The sequence below is a fragment of the Vibrio sp. ED002 genome, from assembly GCF_023277445.1.
Lineage (GTDB): Bacteria > Pseudomonadota > Gammaproteobacteria > Enterobacterales > Vibrionaceae > Vibrio > Vibrio jasicida.
The window spans coordinates 3,552,373-3,573,471 of the sequence record NZ_CP080238.1; the positions used below are offsets into that span (position 1 = coordinate 3,552,373).

Sequence of the window (21,099 nt, forward strand, 5' to 3'; positions counted from 1 at the left end):
ACAAAATAGAGCTGATTCCTGATTCCCTACAAAATATCTAGCCCTTGTTTTTGCAGCATGTCGATCAAATCAATAAGCGGCAGCCCGACTAACGTATTCGGATCTTTGCCGACTAACTTCTTAAACAGACAAATCCCCATGCCTTCACTCTTAAAACTGCCTGCGCAGTAAAATGGTTCTTCTCTATCGACGTAACGTTCGATTTGTTCTTGGGTTAACGCTCTAAAATGCACTTCAAACGTATCGAAGCCGACCTCAGTATGGTTCGTATTAGTGTTGTGTACGGCAAGGCCAGTATAGAAAGTGATAGTTTTACCGCTTTGAGCTAATAATTGCTTAATGGCGTTTTCTCGGTTCAACGGCTTGCCAACTATATTACCGTCAATAACACAGACTTGGTCACTGCCTATCACTAAGCTGTTATCGGTTGTGTCACAAGAGGTGGCTTTACTAATTGCGAGCCTTTGCACCAATTCTAAAGGTGTCTCGTTCGACAAAGGTGTCTCGTCGCTGTTCGGTGACAAGCAAGTAAAAGGCACTGCTAGTTTTTCCAGCAGTTGTTTACGAAAAGGGGAGGTTGAGGCTAAAACCAGTTGGTAATTTTTCATTTTGAATTACAATTCGCACAAGCATTTCCAATAGGATAATCGATCAAAATCGATTCTGGCTAATGCTCTGTATGTTAAGCGTAAAAAAGTACAACTTTTTTGCCTTTTTCTTTGACTAATTTTGATTTGGAAGATAATATTCGCGCCCTATGCAAAAGGTAAAAATACCGCGAACGGTTGATCCGGCGAAGTCCGCACAGAAACGATTAGATTACGATGGCATCATCCAAGCTAGTCTTTTCAAGCGCTTAGCGGAAACAACTGAAGGCGTAAAACGCGACGCAGAAGTCTCATTGTCATTTGATCTTGATGAACAGCGACTTGTTGTTATCTCTGGTAAAGCTAACATCGAAGTCGATTTAGAGTGTCAGCGTTGTAATGAGGTATTCACACATCAGTGTGAAGTTGAATTCCTTTACACTCCTTACTACGGTGAGAAGACGGAAGAGGAAGCACCAGAAATTTATGATTTGGTAGATCTAAATGAGTACGGTGAATTAGACCTTATACAACTAGTTGAAGACGAGTTCATCTTAACATTGCCTCAAATCGCAATGCACGACGAAGCGGATTGTAGCGTTGATTCAAATAACATGGTTTTTGGTGAGATTCCTGAAGAAATTGAGGAAGAAAAACCGAATCCATTCGACGTTTTGAAAAATCTGAAAAAGTAACTGGTGTGGTAGCCGCTTCTTCTTTAGGTTTTTAACCCAATAGTATAGGAGTAGGGTCAATGGCCGTACAGAAAAACCGTAAAACTCGTTCTAAGCGCGGTATGCGTCGTTCACACGATGCGCTAACTACAGCTGCACTATCTGTAGACGCGACTTCTGGTGAAACTCACCTACGCCACAACGTAACTGCTGAAGGTTACTACCGTGGTCAAAAGGTTATCAACAAGTAAGGTTGAACCTTTGCAAAGTATTACCGTTGCACTTGATGCAATGGGCGGGGATTTCGGTCCACGCGTAACAGTGCCTGCCGCCGTGCAGGCACTGTCTCATTTCCCAGAGCTAAAAGTGATTCTTATAGGTGATCAACCTCTGATCACGTCTCAATTATCCCAACTAGGCACCTCGACCAGTTCTCGTTTGAGCATTCTTCATAGCGAGAAAGTGATTTCAAATTCAGAAAAGCCTTCATTAGCATTACGTAACAGCCAAAACAGCTCTATGCGTATGGCTATCGATCTCGTTTCTGAAAACGGAGCAGATGCATGTGTGAGTGGTGGGAACACCGGTGCCCTTATGGCGCTCTCACGATTTATTCTTAAACTGCTTCCTGGTATTGAGCGTCCTGCTTTAGTTTCCGCATTACCAACCATCAGTGGCAAACGTACTTGGATGTTAGATCTTGGTGCAAATGTGTCGTGCGATGCTGACAGTTTATTTCAGTTTGCTGTAATGGGCAGTGCATTAGCCGAAGAGCATCTTGGCCACCCACCTCGAGTGGCGGTACTGAATATTGGTGCTGAAGAAATTAAAGGAAACGATTTAGTCAAACGCTGTGCAGAAATGCTTTCTCAAACCGACGCAATTAATTTTGTGGGTTATATTGAAGGTAATCAAATTTTGCATGACGTGGCCGATGTCATTGTTTGTGATGGCTTTGTCGGTAACGTATGCTTAAAAGCCAGCGAGGGAACAGCGCAACTCTTTATCGAAAAACTAAAAACCAGCATGATGGCATCAACGATAAAGGGATGGATTGCTAGAAAACTGTTTTCTCGGCTATTTAATGAACTAAAAACACTGAACCCCGACCAGTATAACGGCGCAAGTTTGCTAGGATTGCGCGGCATCGTCATAAAAAGCCATGGAAGTGCGGATGTATCTGCGATTGTCAATGCACTTGGCGAGGCAGTACACGAGGTCAAACGACAAGTACCAAGCCGTATTAGCGATCGTTTGGAAGCGGTTTTACTCGAGAGGCATTATTAGTCTTCATGTATAGCAAAATTTTAGGTACTGGCAGCTACCTGCCATCTCAGGTGCGTACTAACGCAGACCTAGAGAAAATGGTAGATACAAGTGACGAGTGGATCGTAGCTCGTACTGGTATTAAAGAGCGTCGAATTGCAGCTGAAGATGAAACAGTTGCAGATATGGCATTCTACGCAGCTGAAAACGCTATCGATATGGCCGGCATCGACAAAAACGATATCGACCTGATTATCGTTGCTACTACTAGCAGTAGCCATACTTTCCCTTCATCTGCGTGTCAGGTGCAAGGAAAGCTTGGCATTAAAGGTTGTCCTGCATTCGACTTAGCCGCTGCTTGTTCAGGCTTTGTATACGCATTGTCTGTTGCTGATCAACACATCAAATCTGGCATGTGCAAAAATGTGCTTGTGATTGGTGCAGACGCATTGTCGAAAACATGTGATCCAACGGATCGCTCAACTATCATCTTATTTGGTGATGCTGCGGGTGCCGTTGTCCTTGGTGCAAGCGAAGAGCCTGGTATTATCTCTACGCACGTATATTCAGACGGCCAGTTTGGCGATCTATTGAGCCTGCCTGTTCCTGAACGTGGTAAAGATGCGAACAAGTGGCTGCATATGGCTGGAAACGAAGTGTTCAAAGTAGCCGTTACTCAGCTTTCAAGGCTAGTAAAAGACACGCTTGAAGCGAACGACATGCATAAGTCTGAACTAGACTGGCTGGTTCCGCATCAAGCGAACTACCGCATCATTTCAGCGACAGCGAAGAAGCTTTCGATGTCACTAGACCAAGTCGTGATTACACTTGATAAACACGGCAACACATCAGCAGCAACCGTGCCAACAGCACTGGATGAAGCGGTACGTGATGGTCGTATTAAACGTGGTCAAACTCTGCTTCTTGAAGCGTTTGGCGGCGGATTCACTTGGGGCTCAGCTCTGGTGAAGTTCTAACTTTCACAAGAATTCAAAATTTAAGATGCGCTGCGGTGCATCTTATTTCTTTTTACTTTGCTTAAAGGAAAACAACATGAGCAAGTTTGCTATCGTATTTCCAGGTCAAGGTTCACAAGCTGTAGGTATGCTTGCTGACCTAGGCGAACAATATGACGTAGTGAAACAAACATTTGCAGAAGCATCTGACGCACTAGGTTACGACCTATGGGCGCTTGTTCAAAATGGACCTGCAGAAGATCTAAACCAAACTTTCCGTACTCAGCCTGCATTACTAGCATCATCTGTGGCTATCTGGCGTGTATGGCAAGATCTTGGTCTAGAGCAACCAGCAAACCTAGCGGGTCACAGCCTAGGTGAGTATTCAGCGCTTGTGTGTGCTGGTGTGATTGACTTTAAAGAAGCAATCAAACTGGTTGAGCTACGTGGTCAACTGATGCAAGAAGCGGTACCTGCGGGTACTGGTGCAATGTACGCGATTATCGGTTTAGATGACGAAGCCATTGCAAAAGCTTGTGAAGAAGCAGCACAAGGTGACGTCGTTTCTCCAGTAAACTTCAACTCGCCTGGTCAAGTTGTTATTGCAGGTAGCAAAGACGCAGTAGAGCGCGCCGGCGCACTATGTAAAGAAGCAGGTGCTAAACGTGCTCTTCCTCTTCCAGTTTCTGTGCCTTCACACTGTGCACTAATGAAACCAGCAGCAGAGAAACTAGCTGTTGCGCTAGAGTCTATTGAATTCAATGCGCCACAGCTTCCAGTAATCAACAACGTTGATGTGGCAGCAGAAACAGATCCTGCAAAAATCAAAGATGCACTTGTTCGCCAGTTACACAGCCCAGTTCGCTGGACTGAGAGCGTGCAGCTAATGAGTGAGCAAGGCGTAGAAAATCTTCTTGAGCTTGGTCCTGGTAAAGTACTTACAGGTCTAACAAAACGTATCGTGAAAACACTAAGCGCAGCAGCTGTTAACGACGTCGCGTCGCTAGAAGCCGCTAAGTAATTTACTCACGATAAGAAAAGGGAAACACAACATGATGAATCTAGAAGGTAAAATTGCCCTAGTGACAGGCGCGAGCCGTGGCATTGGTCGTGCAATTGCTGAACTTCTTGTTGAACGCGGTGCGACAGTTATCGGTACTGCAACGTCTGAAGGCGGCGCAGCAGCGATCAGCGAATACCTAGGTGAAAATGGCAAAGGCCTTGCACTTAACGTAACTGACGTTGAGTCAATCGAAGCGACACTAAAAAACATCAACGATGAGTTTGGTGCGATCGATATCCTAGTTAACAACGCTGGTATCACGCGTGATAACCTACTTATGCGCATGAAAGATGATGAGTGGAATGACATCATCAATACGAACCTAACGCCTATCTATCGCATGTCTAAAGCGGTTTTACGCGGCATGATGAAAAAACGTGCGGGTCGTATCATCAATGTAGGTTCAGTTGTTGGTACTATGGGTAACGCTGGTCAAACTAACTATGCTGCAGCAAAAGCGGGCGTGATTGGCTTTACTAAGTCGATGGCTCGTGAAGTTGCTTCTCGTGGCGTGACAGTCAATACAGTAGCACCTGGTTTTATTGAAACTGACATGACTAAGGCGCTAAATGATGACCAACGTGCAGCAACGTTGTCAAACGTGCCTGCAGGTCGTCTAGGTGACCCACGTGAAATTGCATCAGCAGTTGTGTTCCTGGCTTCACCTGAAGCGGCTTACATTACTGGTGAAACTTTGCATGTAAATGGTGGCATGTACATGGTTTAATGCACAGTTCGCGCAAAATAAGCTGTTTTACTTTGTGAAAAATAGCCTATAGTTGCTGTTAACTGTCATTAAGTTGTCATGCTCATGCGCAAGATTTGTGCATGATTTAAGTCAAAAATGTATTGAAATTCGGTTAAATTCGCTAATTTTGTGGTTTGACCAGCAAGGACCCCCTTGCAACTTTCAATAGTTCGAATAAACTACGGAATCATCGCATTAGGCGAAATCTGTAAAGGAAAAGAAAAATGAGCAACATCGAAGAACGCGTAAAGAAAATCATTGTTGAACAGCTAGGTGTAGACGAAGCAGAAGTTAAAAACGAAGCTTCATTTGTTGATGATCTAGGTGCTGATTCTCTAGACACTGTAGAGCTAGTTATGGCTCTAGAAGAGGAATTCGACACTGAGATTCCTGACGAAGAAGCTGAGAAAATCACTACTGTTCAAGCTGCAATCGACTACGTAAACAGCGCTCAGTAATTATCTCTCCCAGGCGGTCTCCTAGACCGCCTGTGTTCTTTCTAACTTCTTCTATCCTCTCATAGAAACATTCAATTCCCGGAGAATTATATCGTGTCCAAGCGTCGTGTAGTTGTCACTGGCATGGGTATGTTGTCACCGGTAGGCAACACAGTCGAATCATCTTGGAAAGCCCTGCTAGAAGGTCAAAGTGGTATTGTTAACATCGAACATTTCGATGCAACAAACTTCTCAACTCGTTTTGCAGGTCTTGTAAAAGATTTCGATTGCACAGAGTACATGTCTAAAAAAGATGCGCGTAAAATGGATCTATTCATCCAATACGGCATTGCTGCTGGTATCCAAGCGCTAGATGACTCTGGCTTACAAATTACCGAAGAAAACGCGGCTCGAGTTGGTGTTGCAATCGGCTCAGGTATTGGCGGCCTAGACCTTATCGAAACAGGTCATACAGCACTTGTTGATAAAGGCCCTCGCAAAGTTAGCCCATTTTTTGTTCCTTCGACCATCGTAAACATGGTTGCAGGTAACCTATCTATCATGCGTGGTCTTCGTGGTCCAAACATCGCGATCTCTACAGCATGTACTACTGGTCTTCACAACATTGGCCACGCGGCACGTATGATCGCATACGGTGACGCTGAAGCTATGGTTGCTGGTGGTGCTGAAAAAGCATCTACTCCACTAGGTATGGCTGGTTTTGGTGCAGCAAAAGCGCTTTCTACTCGCAATGACGAACCACAAAAAGCGTCTCGTCCTTGGGATAAAGGCCGTGATGGTTTCGTTCTTGGTGACGGTGCCGGTATTATGGTTCTTGAAGAGTATGAACACGCGAAAGCACGCGGCGCTAAGATTTACGCAGAGCTTGTTGGCTTTGGCATGTCTGGTGACGCTTACCACATGACTTCTCCAAGTGAAGATGGTTCAGGTGGCGCTCTAGCGATGGAAGCAGCAATGCGTGACGCAAACATCACAGGTACTCAAGTTGGTTACGTGAATGCTCACGGTACATCAACGCCTGCGGGTGACGTTGCTGAAATCAAGGGTGTGAAACGTGCTCTTGGTGAAGAAGGCTCTAAGCAAGTACTTGTCTCTTCGACTAAATCGATGACTGGTCACCTACTAGGTGCTGCAGGTTCGGTTGAAGCTATTATTACGGTTCTATCGCTGGTTGACCAAATTGTTCCACCAACGATCAACCTTGATGATCCAGAAGAAGGCTTAGATATCGACCTTGTGCCGCACACAGCGCGTAAAGTTGATATGGAATACGCTATCTGTAATTCGTTCGGCTTCGGCGGAACAAACGGTTCGCTTGTATTCAAAAAATTTGCTGAGTAAAAATCTCTAACACTGTTTAGAGACACGAAACTTGTATTCTAACGGCTCGATGCTTAGCATTGAGCCGTTTTGTTTTATTTGGCGCTCACAAAGCAAGGGTATTTGAATGTTCTGGGTAAATGGACTTCCACAAACGCACGTTTCAGTTAGCGATCGTTCTTTTCAGTATGGCGATGGTTGCTTCACCACTATTTTGACTAAAAAAGGTGAACTGGTTTATTGGCCAGAACATATCGAGCGGTTGGAGGCGTGCCTAAAAACATTACAAATACCTTCTCCAAATTGGTGCACTGTCCATGAATGGGCTACCCAAGCTGTTTTGAAAGATGAATTGGCAGGTATCAAAATTCACATCAGCCGTGGTGAAGGTGGGCGAGGGTACAGTCCAAGTGGCATTGAGGGACCTACGGTCAGTGTCTCTAACTTTACGTTTCCTTCTCATTATCCTTTTTGGCAAGAAAATGGTGTTCACTTAGGGGTCTGTGAAACCCGCCTTGGTATTCAGCCGCTTCTGGCCGGACATAAGCATAATAACCGAATAGAACAAGTTCTCGCCAAAGCAGAAATAGAGGGCTCTGAATTTACCGATGCTGTGACGTTAAATGTGCAAAATCATGTCATTGAAACTACAATGGCAAACCTTTTTTGGGTTAAAGATAATAGTGTTTTTACACCGGATTTGAGCTTATCTGGTGTCGCTGGCGTCCAGCGCCGTAAAGTTCTGGAATATTTAGATGTTATTGGTATTAAAGTGGCAGTGAGTACTTATTCGCTTGCCGCGCTGCTTGAGGCCGATGAGATCTGGATGTGTAACTCTCTATTAGGTGTTGCTCCTGTTAGGAGTATTACGTCGCAAAACAATAAGACTCTATTTCCAATTGGAAAATTGACACAACGACTTCAAGGGAATCTAAATACGTGATTAAAAAACTGTTTGCTTTTGTTGTACTGATTGCCGTTATTGGTGCAGCTGGTGTTTTTTACGTTGTTTCACAGACTAAGCAATATGTTAACTCGCCAATTCTTATAGAGCAGCCTCAGCTGTTTACCGTAGAAAATGGCACCAGCTTTCACCGAGTGATGCGTGATCTTGTAAAAGACGACATCATAGAAGCTGCTGATTACATTCGTTTAATGCCCCACCTTTACCCAGAGCTTCTTCAGGTGCGAGCAGGCACTTACCAACTTGAGCCTAGTGTGTCGTTGTACGAAACTCTCGAACAACTTAATACTGGCAAAGAGCATCAATTTGCGATTACGTTTGTTGAGGGGAGCCGTTTTTCTGAGTGGGTCGAACAACTGAGTGCTGCGCCATATGTTAAGCATGATATGACAGATTTATCTGAAAAACAGATGGCGGAAAAATTGGGTATTAAACGAGATAAGCTAGAAGGTTTGTTTTTAGCAGAGACGTATCACTACACTGCGGGCGCAAGTGAAAGTCAAATTCTGAAGCGTGCTCATGATAAGTTGAATGCCATTTTGGATGCTCACTGGGGACAACGCCAAGAAAAACTGCCAATCAAAGATAAATATGAAGCATTGATTTTAGCGTCTATCATCGAGAAAGAGACGGCGATTGATTCTGAGCGTGAACGTGTAGCTTCTGTGTTTGTAAACCGTTTGAATAAACGTATGCGCCTACAAACAGACCCGACGGTTATCTATGGTATGGGCGATGCGTATGATGGCAACATCCGGAAGAAAGACTTACGAACACCAACGCCATACAACACTTACACGATTAATGGCTTGCCGCCAACACCAATTGCCATGGCTGGTGAAGCATCGATTGAAGCGGCTTTAAACCCAGAAAACAGCAACTATCTATATTTCGTAGCAAGTGGAAAGGGCGGACATGTATTTTCGAAATCCCTTGCTGAGCACAATCGTGCTGTACGTGCCTATTTAAGAGAACTAAGAAAGAACAAATGATGAAAGCAAACTTTATTGTCGTTGAGGGCCTAGAAGGCGCGGGTAAAAGCACTGCCATTAAAACAGTTTTAGATACGCTAAAGATGGCGGGTATCGAAAACATTGTTAATACTCGTGAACCTGGTGGCACACCGCTAGCAGAAAAAATGCGTGCGCTTGTAAAAGAAGAGCATGAGGGTGAAGACCTAAAAGACATGACCGAACTGCTTTTGCTTTACGCAGCGCGTGTTCAGCTAGTCGAAAACGTCATCAAGCCAGCTCTAGCAAACGAACAGTGGGTGGTGGGCGATCGTCATGATTTGTCCTCTCAGGCTTACCAAGGTGGTGGTCGTCAAATCGATGCATCTCTTATGGAGAACCTACGTGATACCACGTTAGGTGAGTTCAAGCCTGCATTCACACTGTACATGGATATCGATCCGCGTGTCGGTCTTGAGCGTGCTCGTGGTCGTGGCGAACTTGATCGTATTGAAAAGATGGACATCAGCTTCTTTGAGCGTACTCGTGAGCGTTATTTAGAGCTGGCGAATGCAGACGATTCTATTGTTATTATCAACGCACAACAGACGATTGAAGAAGTGTCACGAGACATCAAAGCCGCTCTTAATGAGTGGTTAGAGCAACAATAAGTGATATCTGGATTGAGGTGATTCATGTTGAATGATTTTCCATGGTTACAGCCAGTTTGGGATAACCTAAAAACGAGCCTAGATTCCGAACGGGTTCCCGGCGCTTTGATGCTGCAAAGTGAGAAAGGTTTGGCCGTGGATAAGCTCGTGGAAGTTTTCAGTCATGCTTTGTTGTGCCAAAACTACGCCAGCGAAGCTTGTGGTTTTTGCCATAGCTGTCAGTTGGTGAAGTCTCAAAGCCATCCCGATTTACACTGGATAAGGCCAGAGAAAGAAGGCAAAGCGATTACGGTTGATCAGATTCGCGCCTGTAATCGTCTTGCTCATGAGTCTTCTCAATTGAATGGCTATCGTGTGTTTATTATCGAGCCTGCGGATGCAATGAATGAGTCTGCATCTAATGCTTTGTTAAAAACACTCGAAGAACCAGGACACAAATGCTTGTTCTTACTTGTCACGCACAATCAAGAGCGATTACTGCCAACGATTCAAAGTCGTTGTCAGCAGTGGGTGGTGGCATCCCCTTCGACTGAACAGGCAATGAACTGGATTAAAGAGCAAGGCGAGTCAAATGTGCCTGCTTATGCGCTGAAGTTGAATATGGGGTCTCCAATAAAAACCCTAGAAGCTGTGAAAAGTGGCGAGTTAGATGAATATCAAACGTTTGAACGCTGTTTTATCGACACGCTATCTTCGCCGATATCGGATGTTTTTCAGTGCGCGACTATGATTGCGAAGAACCCTGATAAAGCGTTGGGCTGGGCATGGTATTTATTAACAGATGCGCAGAAGGCTCAGTTTGGCGTTGTCGAGGTGGATCAACTGCCTGGCGCGACGAAGTTCCCAACAAATAATTATGATGGGTTGTACCTATCAACGAAAAAGCTCCTTGAGCTTAAAGCACAGGTCCAGAATTTTCCGGGTTTGAACCTTGAACTACTATCAATGAACTGGTTAATTGAATCACGAGAGGCATTATGTTCGTAGATTCGCATTGTCATTTAGACAAGTTGAATTACGACGATCTTCATATCAATGTTGAAGACGTTATTAACAAAGCAAAACAAGCTAACGTAACCGAACTTCTATCGGTCGGTGTGACGTTGGACTCTTTCCCTAAGATGTTAGAGCTGATCACGCCTTACGATAATGTATACGCGTCTTGTGGTGTGCACCCACTTGATGTGGAAAGTGCATTTTCACTAGAGACGCTGCATCGTCATGCTTCTCACGAGAAAGTCGTGGCGATTGGTGAAACGGGGTTAGATTATCATTACAAACCAGAGACAGCGGGACTGCAAAAAGAGCGTTTTGAGCAGCAAGTTGAATTAGCGGTAGAACTAAATAAACCACTCATCATTCATACTCGTAACGCTCGTGAAGATACATTAGAAATTCTACGTAAAGGTGGAGCGGATAAATGTGGTGGTGTGATTCATTGTTTTACGGAAGATCTGCCATTTGCAGAAGCTGCGTTGGATTTGGGGTTCTACATCTCAATTTCGGGTATTGTGACTTTCCGTCAAGCGACAGAATTGAAGGAAGTAGTGAAAGCATTACCGCTAGAAAAGCTACTTATTGAGACGGACTCACCGTATTTAGCTCCCGTGCCACATCGTGGAAAAGAGAACCAACCCGCTTACGTAGTCGAAGTTGCAGCCTATATCGCACAGCTAAAAGGATGCTCGCTAGCAGAGGTAGGGCAAAAAACCACCGAAAACTTCCGAAATCTTTTTTTGCGATGAAAAATCAATAAGCGTAGTAAAAAAGGGGCAATAGCCCCTTTTTTGTTTAGAAATACGCCAAAAAGATCATTTAGTTTAATGTTTACTAAATTTGTTGATTTAACCGCATTCAAATCCCTCAAATGTAATTTTGTTACTAAAAATAACATCAGTCTTTATTTTATTTACGCCTTAAAATTAATTCTGTTGATAATAAAGTCTTTATAAAACAGTAATATAAGTTTAATGCAAACCTTTTCATTAGCGCTTTTTCGGTGTGATCTGAGACTTGTTTTGAAACTAAATTTCGTAACTGTGTGGAAAGTTTGAGGGCCATCAATATATATTTAGAGCCGGAAAATATAATGCAACGTGTGGTTACATTTTCATTGGGTGCTAACATTGAGGCTACGGGGGTGTGCCGTTAGTGCCCAAATAATACTTATAATTTATCAGGAGCATAAACATGTTTAAGAACCTTTTTGCAAACCTGCAAAAAGTTGGTAAAGCTCTGATGCTACCAGTATCAGTTTTGCCAGTCGCAGGTATTCTACTAGGTGTTGGTGCTGCCCACCTTAGCTTCATTCCAGAGATCGTTTCGAATCTTATGGAACAAGCTGGTGGTTCAGTATTCGGCCAAATGGCACTTCTATTTGCTGTTGGTGTAGCACTTGGCTTCACAAACAACGACGGTGTAGCAGGTCTTGCTGCTATTGTTGGTTACGGCATTATGACAGCAACGCTTGGCGTTATGGCTGGCATCATGGGCGTTGAAAAAATCGATACAGGCGTACTAGGTGGTATCCTTGTCGGTGGTGTTGCTGCTTGGGCATTCAACCGTTTCTTTAAAATTCAACTTCCAGAGTACCTTGGTTTCTTCGCTGGTAAGCGTGCAGTGCCAATCATCACTGGTTTTGCTGCGATTTTCCTTGCGGTAGTACTTTCTTTCGTATGGCCACCAATCGGCGGTGCAATCTCTGCATTCTCTGACTGGGCTGCACATCAGAACCCACAACTAGCATTCGGTATTTACGGTGTTGTTGAACGTTCTCTAATCCCATTCGGTCTACACCACGTATGGAACGTACCATTCTTCTTCGAAGCTGGTACTTGTGTGAACGCTGCGGGCGAAACTCAAAACGGCGTACTAACTTGTTACCTAGTTGCTGATGAAGCATCTCGTGCTGCTGGTAATGGCTTCGGTCAGCTAGCGGGTGGTTACATGTTCAAGATGTTTGGTCTACCAGCTGCAGCAATCGCAATTGCTCACTGTGCTAAACCAGAAAACCGCGCGAAAGTAATGGGTATCATGGCATCTGCTGCGTTGACTTCATTCCTAACAGGTATTACTGAGCCAATCGAATTCTCATTCCTATTCGTTGCTCCACTACTATACGGTATCCACGCTCTACTAGCTGGTTCTGCATACGTTGTTGCTAATACTCTAGGTTTCGTACACGGTACATCATTCTCACACGGTCTGATCGACTTCCTAGTTCTATCTGGCCACGCTCAGAAGATGGGTCTGATGGTTGCTGTTGGTCTAGTTTACGCGGTCATTTACTACGTAGTATTCCGCACAGTAATCACTGCTCTTGACCTAAAAACTCCTGGTCGTGAAGATGAAACAGAAACTGCTGCGGTTGCGACTGGTTCAGACATGGCTGGTGAGCTTGTTGCTGCATTCGGCGGTAAAGCTAACATCACAGGTCTAGACGCATGTATCACTCGTCTACGTGTAGCAGTTGCTGATACAGCAGCCGTTGACCAAGACAAGCTAAAACAACTTGGCGCTGCTGGTGTTGTAGTTGTTGCAGGTGGTGTACAGGCTATCTTCGGTACTAAGTCTGACAACCTGAAAACAGAAATGGATGAGTGGATTCGTAACCACGGCTAATCTCAGTCATTCATAAAAAAGGAGGCTTCGGCCTCCTTTTTTGATCTGTAAATTTTGGTCTACCTTTTTCTTTTCTATTGTTACTGCTTTCTCTCTTAGTCACTTCCTTAGTTACAGTGCGTGATCTTCTTCTCAGCCTTACCTTTGTAGCTTTATTCGTACGTCATCCTTACTCGTTACTGACAAAATAAAATGGTGTTATGTTTGAATTATGCACGCTGTTTTTTAGAGGGGGAGATGTTGATGAAAAAACTAATTTTGTTGGCAGCAGCTGCATTGCCAAGCGCCGTAATGGCTGCAGATGGACCAAAGAATTTTTCTGTGGGTATGGCTGTTGATCAGCAGTTGAGTGTCGTGATTGAAATTGAAGATAAGTATCGCGGCATCATTGGTAATGATGGGATGGCGTTTGACTACATTGCGAAGCGCGGGACGTTCGATCAAAGCATGCCACTGACCTGGTACGTCGGTATTGGTGGTTGGTATGAGTGGGATGACGAATTTGGTGTCCGTGTTCCATTGGGTTTGAACTGGGACTTATCTAAAGGTTGGGACCTCTACGCTCAAATTCACCCAGAACTTGAGCTTTATAAAGGACCTGACCTACAAATCGGTGGGGCACTTGGTATCAAGTATAATTTCTAACAGACACAAAAATGCCGGCTTTGTCGCCGGCACTTTATTTTTTAACTTCTAATTATGATTATTGCTTGTTCATTGCACGTTTGATGCAAATTGCGGCTCCGCCCCAAGTAATACCCAGACCGATAATCATCATGATGATTGCACTTGTCGTCATTACGCTTTCTCCTTGCTCATTACGTTAATTAATACACCAAACACGAACAGCGCAGCAATCATTGCCCAACCTAGGGTTAGGTCGTAGCCACCGTAGCCTTCTGTTAGAAGCGCGTACAGTTTTGTTGCCAAGATAATCGCTAGCATGATAGGCGTCACGAAACGTAGACAGATTTCAAACCATTGACCGATAGAGAAGTCAGAGCGTTCATTAACGTAATTGCGAACTTCTGGCACTTGTTTCAATAACCAAGCCATCAGAACGATTTCTACAAGGCCGCCAACCATAATACCAACGTTGTTTGCGAAGTGGTCGACAAGGTCAAGTAGAAGCAGTCCGCCGTTGGTCGCGAATGCCATCGAGACAACAAATCCCGCACCAATTACGACGTTAGCGGCTTTTTTACGACTCCATTTTAGCTTGTCGATAACCGCTGAAGTGACTGCCTCCATGATCGAAATGTGCGAGCTTAAACCAGCAACAACCAAAGCAAAGAAGAACAGCGGGCCAAGAATGTATGGTGCTGGTAATAAGTTAATTGCCGCAGGTAATGTCACAAATGCCAATCCAACACCTGCAGATACAACTTCAGTGAGTGGTTTGCCTTGCTCTTGCGCCATATAACCCAACACCGAGAAAATCATGATACCCGATAGAATTGAGAAGCCACAGTTGATCAATACCGTCATAAAGGCGTTATTGGTGATGTCCGATTTCTCTGGTAGGTAGCTTGAGTACGCCAGCATGATCGCAAAGCCAATGCTCAACGTGAAGAAGATTTGACCATAAGCCGCAGCCCATACCTTCACATCCCAAATTTTGCTGAAATCAGGCTCGAACATGTAGTTCACACCATCTAGCGCACCAGGTAGGAAAATCATGCGGCCAATCAAGAAGATCACCATAACAAACAAAATAGGCATCATGATCTTAGAAGCGCGTTCAATGCCCGATTTAACACCGCTCACAATGGCTGTGTAGGTAATCGCCCAAGCAATCAACATAGATACTGCGATCTTCCATTGAATACTGCCTAAATCCGTTGGTGAATTATCACCAAGCTTTAGGTATTCACTAAAGAAGAATGCATTCGTATCTGAGCCCCAACTTTGAGTAAACGACATACCAAAATAAGAAATTGCCCAACCAATAACGGCAACGTAATAGACTGCGATAACTGCAGCAACACCCACCTGAAACCAACCTAACCACTCAAACTTAGAGTGGATCTTCGCGAGTGTTTTTGGCGCAGAACCACGGTACTTTTGACCCATACTGAACTCTAGGATCATGAATGGAATACCTGCTGTGATCATGGCAAAAAGGTAAGGAATAAAAAAGGCACCGCCACCATTCTCATAAGCCATATAAGGGAAACGCCAGATGTTACCCAAACCGATGGCTGAACCGACTGCGGCTAAAATGAATCCCGCACGGGATCCCCATTGTTCTCGCTTCATATTTGACTCCTGTACAACTCCCTAAGGAATGAAGCTCTTTCAGGCATTATGAAAAAACCAGCAGAAGAAAGGGCAACTGTTATCCATCAGTTTTTGTTCTTAATTCCGAATTGTTACAAAATTCTGGTGTTTTACTTTGTAATGCATGCAAAGAAATAGAATTAAATGCTTAGTATTTTGATGTGTGTCTGTAAAAGCTGAAATATTCTTCTGCTCTCTGTGGTTAGACTAACTTTTTACATTATTTAGCGCAATAGATTCTAAATGTTAATGGCAGGGTTTTATGTGGTTTAAATATTGTTAAATGGTGTTTTTGTAGGGCATCCGATCGGTAATTAGTGGTTGTTTTTGAAATAAATATCTAAATTATCAATGTGATCTTGGTCTAATAAACTGTTTTTGTTTTATAGGGCGTCTGTCTGTATTGATGACACCCTATAGAAGATATTACGTTAAAACGACGTGTTAGAAGCGGAAGGTAAAACCAATATTTGACTGGAATTGGTTCATCCAATCGGTTTCAAACTTGATAATACAAGATGAACCGTCAGTCGGTAGGACGCAGGCTCCTGATGTGTCGTTATCGACAACAGTGCCCAACCAACGGATCTGAGCTGTCATCGCAAAGGTTTTCGAGAATTCGTATTCAAGACCGGCGAAAGCACTGCCAGAAAACCCGTATTTGTCATTAACCCAATCAACATCGGCATAAGAGGCTCCTAATCCCAAGCCAACATAGGTTTGCCATCCTTGAGAAAGAGGGTAGTAAATACTGCTTTGAAATTGGAGATAGTGAATATCTGCGGAGTTATTGATGTCTTGTAGCTCTGAGGATTGGTTTGAATAGAAAAAACCAATACGACCCATCTCGAAAGGTGTTTCTACGGATATCGCATAATTGATGGAAGGGTCTAAATCGTAGGTACGGCTGTTTTCATCCTCTACTTTTCCGCCCCCTGTAAAGCCGACGTAGGGAGTAACGATAACGTTTGCTTGAGCAGCCATAGAACTGCTCAATAAGATACTCCCAACTAGCCAGCCAATTTTATAGTTCATTTGCTATCTCCTTATTATGACTAAGCTAATTGTGATGCCTTAGTCAAAATCGTGCGACTAAATTAGGCAATTCTTGAACATAATTCACACTGGTGTTATTAATTTGTTACAACTAAAGGAGGTGTCTATGGAACACGATCTAAAATCCGCCCTATTCATTGTCGTCACGGTGTTCGCAGTTTTACTGTCTTTTGGCATTATTGCGATTACTACGGCTTAACTAACATACTGGCATCACGCCTATGATACGTAACAGCGGTATAATCACCGACAGCCATGCAGAGCTTGATGTAGATGTTTACGAGCGCTTTAGAAATGGCAAAACTGCCCTTGTCGCACAAGGTGGAGGGCAGAGAGGGATTTTTACCGCTGGTGTATTGGATGCATTTCTTCTTTCCAATTTCGACCCGTTTGATGAGTTCTATGGAACTTCAGCCGGCGCGCTTAACCTCTGTGCTTATCTCTGCCGACAACACGGAATGGGGAAAGCTTTCATTACTGACCTCACGACATCTGACGAATTCTTCAATCTCTTCCGCTACATCCGTAAAAAGCAGTATTTGGGGCTAGAATGGGCCTTAGAGCGGATTCAGGATTACCCTTACAAACTTGACTTAGATATGGGTAAAAGTGTGTTAGGAGCCCGTAGCGCCTTCGCAGCGGTTACTAACGCCGACACTCTCTCAGATCAATACCTGCCGATTTTGAGCCAAAATTGGGTTAATACCATGGTAGCGACGTGCGCCATACCAAAATTGTACCAAAGCCCCGTGAGTATTAATGGTCAGCAGTTTGTGGATGGAGGTGTATCTGCGTCTATCCCAGTGCAAGAAGCATGGCGACAAAATGCACGTAATATTATTGTGATTCGTACCGAGCCTTTTTCTGAATCAGAAGCTAAAGCGCAAAGTGAGATTGGTGATGGTGGCGTTGAGTGGTATCGAGAATCTATCAATTCAGTACAAGAATCTTGGCAACAAAAAGTTACTCAATGGAAAGATGATTGGAGTGACTTCCTTCAACAAAAAATCAATGCCGCTCATGACTCTAAGTTAACTGGCCACAAACTGCTGAATGGCGGACGTTGGTTGTTTGGGGCGGACAATTTGTATCGTTTGAGTCATTTGATCGGAGAGAACTTCGACTCCGGGCTGGCAGATATGTTGATGATTCACTACCAAACGTTCGAACTGACACAAGCTTTCTTGTCTGCGCCGCCGGATGATACCTTTATCCTCCAGTTGGCTCCTAAAGAAGAACTCCAGTCCTCTTCTCTACTTAGTGACCCAGAAGCGCTAGAGCATGACTACCAACTCGGACTACAAGCGGGTTTTAACCTAATTCAGCTCTATGATAAGTTAAACGTAGATGGCCGAGAGACCGCTTAGGTTTGAATCCGTAATTCGATAAAAGAAAAGGCTCCAGTTGGAGCCTTTGTCATGTATTCGAGTCAAATGCTACGCAGATAGGATTCGCATACAGTTCGTTGAACCAACCACATCCATGACATCACCTTGAGTGAAGATCACGAGATCCCCTTCATCGAGCAATCCTTGTTCTTTAAGCGTTACAATTGCCGCGTGAGCGGTCGTCAATCCAGCGCCCCCCTTAGAATCAAAGAACACTGGTGTTACACCACGGTATAGTGCTGCACGGTTCAATGTGGACTCGTTACGAGAGAGTGCGAAAATCGGTAGACCAGAACTCAAACGTGACATCATCAATGCTGTGCGGCCTGATTCTGTTAATGAAATCATCGCTTTTACGCCTTCCATATGATTGGCAGCATACATAGTCGACATTGCAATGGTCTCTTCTGCGGTCGCAAACGTGCGATCCAATCGGTAAGTCGAGAGGCTTGCTTCTGACATTTTTTCTGCACCCATACAGACTTCTGCCATGGATTTAACGGTTTCTACTGGGTATAAACCCGCAGCTGTTTCACCTGAAAGCATAACGGCGTCTGTACCATCAAGCACGGCGTTGGCAACGTCCATTACTTCTGCACGAGTTGGCATCGGTGCGGCCATCATAGATTCCATCATTTGGGTTGCAGTGATAACAATGCGGTTTAAGCTACGCGCACGGCGGATCAGCTTTTTCTGTACGCCGATAAGCTCTGGATCGCCAATTTCTACCCCTAAGTCACCACGAGCCACCATCACCACATCGGAAGCGAGGATGATGTCATCAATTGATTCATTGTTCGCTACCGTCTCTGCTCGCTCGACTTTAGCGACAAGCTTCGCTTCTAAGCCAGCGTCACGCGCTAAACGACGTGCGTAGTTCATGTCTTCCCCGTTGCGAGGGAATGAGATGGCTAAGTAATCCACTTTGATTTCTGCTGCGGTTAGGATGTCTGCCTTATCTTTTTCTGTTAGAGCATCCGCAGAAAGACCGCCACCTTTTTTGTTGATGCCTTTGTTGTTGGACAATGGACCACCAACAGTGACTCGGGTGTGAACTTTATTTCCTTCAACGCTGGTAACTTGGAGCTGTACTCGGCCATCATCAAGTAACAGTATATCGTTAGTTGAGACGTCCTGTGGAAGTTCTTTGTAATCTAAGCCAACCGATTCTTGGTTGCCTTCGCCTTTAGGTAAGTCACTATCTAAAGTGAACTTGTCTCCGACACTGAGGATGATTTTACCATCTTGGAAAGTTGAGACTCGTATTTTAGGACCTTGTAAATCGCCGAGAATAGCAACTTGTCGACCCAGTTTAGCCGCAATCGCACGGACTTTATTGGCTCGTTGAATATGGTCTTCGCTCGTACCGTGGGAAAAGTTCATACGTACGACGTTTGCGCCCGCTTTGATGATTTCTTCAAGGACATTGTCTTTGTCGGTTGAAGGGCCTAGCGTTGTGACGATTTTTGTTCTTCTCAATATAGAAGTCATAGATTCTCCGAAGAATGCAGGTGTAGGACGAGATAACTGGAATTCTATTCTCGCTAAGTATATGCACACTATGTACATATTGTTCGTATTTAGGTCAAAGTGCTGAAAAAACGCTGAGTCTCAGGCTTTGCTTCCTAATTTGATGAATAAAATAAGTCAATTTTCAAACAATTTAACAGGAGTAGATTTCTCGTTATTTGATTGAATACACAAACAAACATGTTTATACGTGATGCTTGTCACGGGGATTTATCAATTCACTTCACAATTACTTCGCAAAGTAAAAAAATTATCCCGTTATAGAATTTCGGAGTGCAAGATGTACATGGCTCAACCGGGCCATATTGATCATATCAAACAGGTCAATGCTGGTCGTGTATACAAACTAATTGACCTGAAGGGTCCAATTTCTCGAATCGATTTATCCAAGAAAAGTGAGCTTGCACCTGCGAGTATCACTAAGATCACTCGAGAGTTGATTGAAGCACATCTGATTCATGAAACTACCGTGCAAGAGGCGACCAGTCGTGGCCGTCCAGCGGTAGGTTTGCAAGTCAATAATGAAGGCTGGCAATTCTTATCGATGCGTTTAGGGCGAGGGTATTTGACCATTGCTTTGCATGAACTTGGTGGGGACGTGCTTATCGATACCAAAATCGATATCCACGAGCGCGATCAAGATGATGTTTTGGAACGCTTACTCTACGAAATTGATGAATTCTTTCAAACCTACGCCGATCAACTTGATCGTGTGACTAGTATTGCTATCACGTTGCCTGGTCTGGTGAACTCAGAGCAGGGTATTGTGCTGCAAATGCCGCATTACAATGTTGAGAACCTTGCTCTAGGGCCTGAGATCTACAAAGCAACAGGTTTACCAGTGTTTATTGCCAACGATACACGTGCGTGGGCATTGGCTGAGAAGCTGTTTGGTCACTCACAAGAGAACGATAACTCGGTTCTGATTTCGATTCACCACGGCTTGGGGGCCGGTATCATCTTAGATGGGCGTGTCCTACAAGGCCGTCATGGTAACATTGGTGAACTTGGCCATATTCAAATTGACCCGAATGGTAAACGTTGTCACTGTGGTAACATTGGCTGCTTAGAGACCGTTGCGAGTTCACAAGCTATTCGTGAAGAAGTGGTGACTCGTATTGCTGATGGCGAACCCTCAATTCTTGCTGATCAGGAAGAAATGAGCATCGAAAGTATTTGTGAGGCGGCGGCAAATGGCGATCCTTTGGCTGTCGATGTTATCGAGAAGCTTGGTCGTTACTTGGGATCTGCAATTGCTATTGTGATCAACTTGTTTAACCCAGAGAAGATTTTGATTGGTGGGGTAATCAACCAAGCGAAAGAGGTGCTTTATCCTGCCGTTCGCCGCTGCATTGAAGAGCAGAGTTTACCGGTCTACCACCAAGATCTTGAGCTGGTGGAATCTCGTTTCTACAAACAAGCGACCATGCCGGGTGCCGCGCTTATCAAACAAGCTTTGTATGATGGTCAGTTACTGATGAAGGTAATTGAAGGCTAATTTCCCGTATTGTTGTGGCGTAGTTTCAAAGGGTGAGCTTTAAGAGTTCACCCTTTTTTGATCGCCAAT

General features: G+C 44.3%; 23 protein-coding genes. 18 read left to right on the forward strand and 5 right to left on the reverse strand.

Annotated features, from left to right (window positions below; translation table 11 throughout):
* Positions 1-26 precede the first annotated feature (26 nt).
* A complete protein-coding gene (locus ITG12_RS16495; RefSeq protein WP_042602463.1) occupies positions 27-608 on the reverse strand; it encodes a nucleoside triphosphate pyrophosphatase in 582 nt (193 codons plus the stop codon).
* A 149-nt stretch (positions 609-757) separates the two neighbouring features.
* Between ITG12_RS16495 and yceD the strand changes: the two genes are divergently transcribed.
* From yceD to ITG12_RS16570, 15 genes are all read left to right on the forward strand, one after another.
* Complete coding sequence (gene yceD / locus ITG12_RS16500; RefSeq protein ID WP_038869444.1) at positions 758-1,282, forward strand: 23S rRNA accumulation protein YceD; 525 nt, start codon at positions 758-760, stop codon at positions 1,280-1,282.
* A gap of 59 nt (positions 1,283-1,341) precedes the next feature.
* Positions 1,342-1,512: a 50S ribosomal protein L32 gene (gene rpmF / locus ITG12_RS16505; protein WP_005396978.1), complete on the forward strand. Its 171-nt coding sequence runs from the start codon at positions 1,342-1,344 to the stop codon at positions 1,510-1,512.
* A gap of 10 nt (positions 1,513-1,522) precedes the next feature.
* Positions 1,523-2,548: a phosphate acyltransferase PlsX gene (gene plsX / locus ITG12_RS16510; protein WP_038869447.1), complete on the forward strand. Its 1,026-nt coding sequence runs from the start codon at positions 1,523-1,525 to the stop codon at positions 2,546-2,548.
* Positions 2,549-2,553: 5 nt separating this feature from the next.
* Positions 2,554-3,504, forward strand: coding sequence for a beta-ketoacyl-ACP synthase III (locus tag ITG12_RS16515; RefSeq protein WP_038869448.1), 951 nt, complete (start codon positions 2,554-2,556; stop codon positions 3,502-3,504).
* Between the two features lie 76 nt (positions 3,505-3,580).
* Positions 3,581-4,504, forward strand: a complete 924-nt coding sequence (gene fabD / locus ITG12_RS16520) for an ACP S-malonyltransferase (RefSeq protein ID WP_038869450.1) — start codon at positions 3,581-3,583, stop codon at positions 4,502-4,504.
* 34 nt (positions 4,505-4,538) lie between these two features.
* The gene (fabG, locus tag ITG12_RS16525; protein ID WP_026000247.1) at positions 4,539-5,273 is read left to right on the forward strand and encodes a 3-oxoacyl-ACP reductase FabG; all 735 of its coding nucleotides are present in this window, start codon (positions 4,539-4,541) and stop codon (positions 5,271-5,273) included.
* Between the two features lie 245 nt (positions 5,274-5,518).
* The gene (gene acpP, locus ITG12_RS16530; RefSeq protein WP_004406112.1) at positions 5,519-5,752 is read left to right on the forward strand and encodes an acyl carrier protein; all 234 of its coding nucleotides are present in this window, start codon (positions 5,519-5,521) and stop codon (positions 5,750-5,752) included.
* A gap of 93 nt (positions 5,753-5,845) precedes the next feature.
* Positions 5,846-7,093, forward strand: a complete 1,248-nt coding sequence (gene fabF / locus ITG12_RS16535) for a beta-ketoacyl-ACP synthase II (protein WP_038869452.1) — start codon at positions 5,846-5,848, stop codon at positions 7,091-7,093.
* A 106-nt stretch (positions 7,094-7,199) separates the two neighbouring features.
* Positions 7,200-8,015 (forward strand): aminodeoxychorismate lyase, encoded by an 816-nt coding sequence (gene pabC, locus ITG12_RS16540; protein WP_248873255.1) that lies wholly within the window; start codon positions 7,200-7,202, stop codon positions 8,013-8,015.
* Positions 8,012-9,028, forward strand: a complete 1,017-nt coding sequence (gene mltG / locus ITG12_RS16545; protein ID WP_038881630.1) for an endolytic transglycosylase MltG — start codon at positions 8,012-8,014, stop codon at positions 9,026-9,028. The genes pabC and mltG overlap by 4 nt, the downstream gene beginning before the upstream one ends.
* Positions 9,025-9,657 (forward strand): dTMP kinase, encoded by a 633-nt coding sequence (tmk, locus tag ITG12_RS16550; protein WP_248873256.1) that lies wholly within the window; start codon positions 9,025-9,027, stop codon positions 9,655-9,657. Before mltG ends, tmk begins: the two co-directional genes overlap by 4 nt.
* Positions 9,658-9,681: 24 nt before the next feature.
* Positions 9,682-10,644, forward strand: coding sequence for a DNA polymerase III subunit delta' (locus ITG12_RS16555; protein ID WP_038869460.1), 963 nt, complete (start codon positions 9,682-9,684; stop codon positions 10,642-10,644).
* Positions 10,635-11,402 carry a YchF/TatD family DNA exonuclease gene (locus tag ITG12_RS16560; protein WP_038869462.1) on the forward strand — a complete coding sequence of 256 codons (768 nt, stop codon included), beginning with the start codon at positions 10,635-10,637 and terminating at the stop codon, positions 11,400-11,402. The genes ITG12_RS16555 and ITG12_RS16560 overlap by 10 nt, the downstream gene beginning before the upstream one ends.
* 445 nt (positions 11,403-11,847) lie before the next feature.
* A complete protein-coding gene (gene ptsG / locus ITG12_RS16565; protein ID WP_038869464.1) occupies positions 11,848-13,278 on the forward strand; it encodes a PTS glucose transporter subunit IIBC in 1,431 nt (476 codons plus the stop codon).
* Positions 13,279-13,521: 243 nt separating this feature from the next.
* Positions 13,522-13,923: a hypothetical protein gene (locus ITG12_RS16570; protein ID WP_038869518.1), complete on the forward strand. Its 402-nt coding sequence runs from the start codon at positions 13,522-13,524 to the stop codon at positions 13,921-13,923.
* A gap of 58 nt (positions 13,924-13,981) precedes the next feature.
* Here the strand turns inward: ITG12_RS16570 and ITG12_RS16575 are convergent, their stop codons facing one another.
* The 3 genes from ITG12_RS16575 to ITG12_RS16585 all read right to left on the reverse strand — a co-directional run bounded on the left by ITG12_RS16575 (position 13,982) and on the right by ITG12_RS16585 (position 16,593).
* On the reverse strand, positions 13,982-14,077 hold the full coding sequence (locus tag ITG12_RS16575; protein ID WP_095760653.1) for a MetS family NSS transporter small subunit: 96 nt from the start codon (positions 14,075-14,077) through the stop codon (positions 13,982-13,984).
* A complete protein-coding gene (locus ITG12_RS16580) occupies positions 14,077-15,537 on the reverse strand; it encodes a sodium-dependent transporter (RefSeq protein WP_038869467.1) in 1,461 nt (486 codons plus the stop codon). Before ITG12_RS16580 ends, ITG12_RS16575 begins: the two co-directional genes overlap by 1 nt.
* 465 nt (positions 15,538-16,002) lie before the next feature.
* A complete protein-coding gene (locus ITG12_RS16585; protein WP_038881634.1) occupies positions 16,003-16,593 on the reverse strand; it encodes an outer membrane beta-barrel protein in 591 nt (196 codons plus the stop codon).
* Between the two features lie 127 nt (positions 16,594-16,720).
* Between ITG12_RS16585 and ITG12_RS16590 the strand changes: the two genes are divergently transcribed.
* Positions 16,721-16,813, forward strand: a complete 93-nt coding sequence (locus tag ITG12_RS16590) for a YnhF family membrane protein (RefSeq protein ID WP_248873257.1) — start codon at positions 16,721-16,723, stop codon at positions 16,811-16,813.
* Positions 16,814-16,835: 22 nt separating this feature from the next.
* The gene (locus ITG12_RS16595; protein WP_038869472.1) at positions 16,836-17,981 is read left to right on the forward strand and encodes a patatin-like phospholipase family protein; all 1,146 of its coding nucleotides are present in this window, start codon (positions 16,836-16,838) and stop codon (positions 17,979-17,981) included.
* Positions 17,982-18,050: 69 nt separating this feature from the next.
* Here ITG12_RS16595 and pyk read toward each other — a convergent pair whose 3' ends face one another.
* Positions 18,051-19,493, reverse strand: a complete 1,443-nt coding sequence (gene pyk / locus ITG12_RS16600; protein ID WP_038881636.1) for a pyruvate kinase — start codon at positions 19,491-19,493, stop codon at positions 18,051-18,053.
* 319 nt (positions 19,494-19,812) lie between these two features.
* Between pyk and ITG12_RS16605 the strand changes: the two genes are divergently transcribed.
* Positions 19,813-21,030, forward strand: a complete 1,218-nt coding sequence (locus ITG12_RS16605; RefSeq protein WP_038869476.1) for an ROK family protein — start codon at positions 19,813-19,815, stop codon at positions 21,028-21,030.
* The last annotated feature ends 69 nt before the right edge of the window (positions 21,031-21,099 follow it).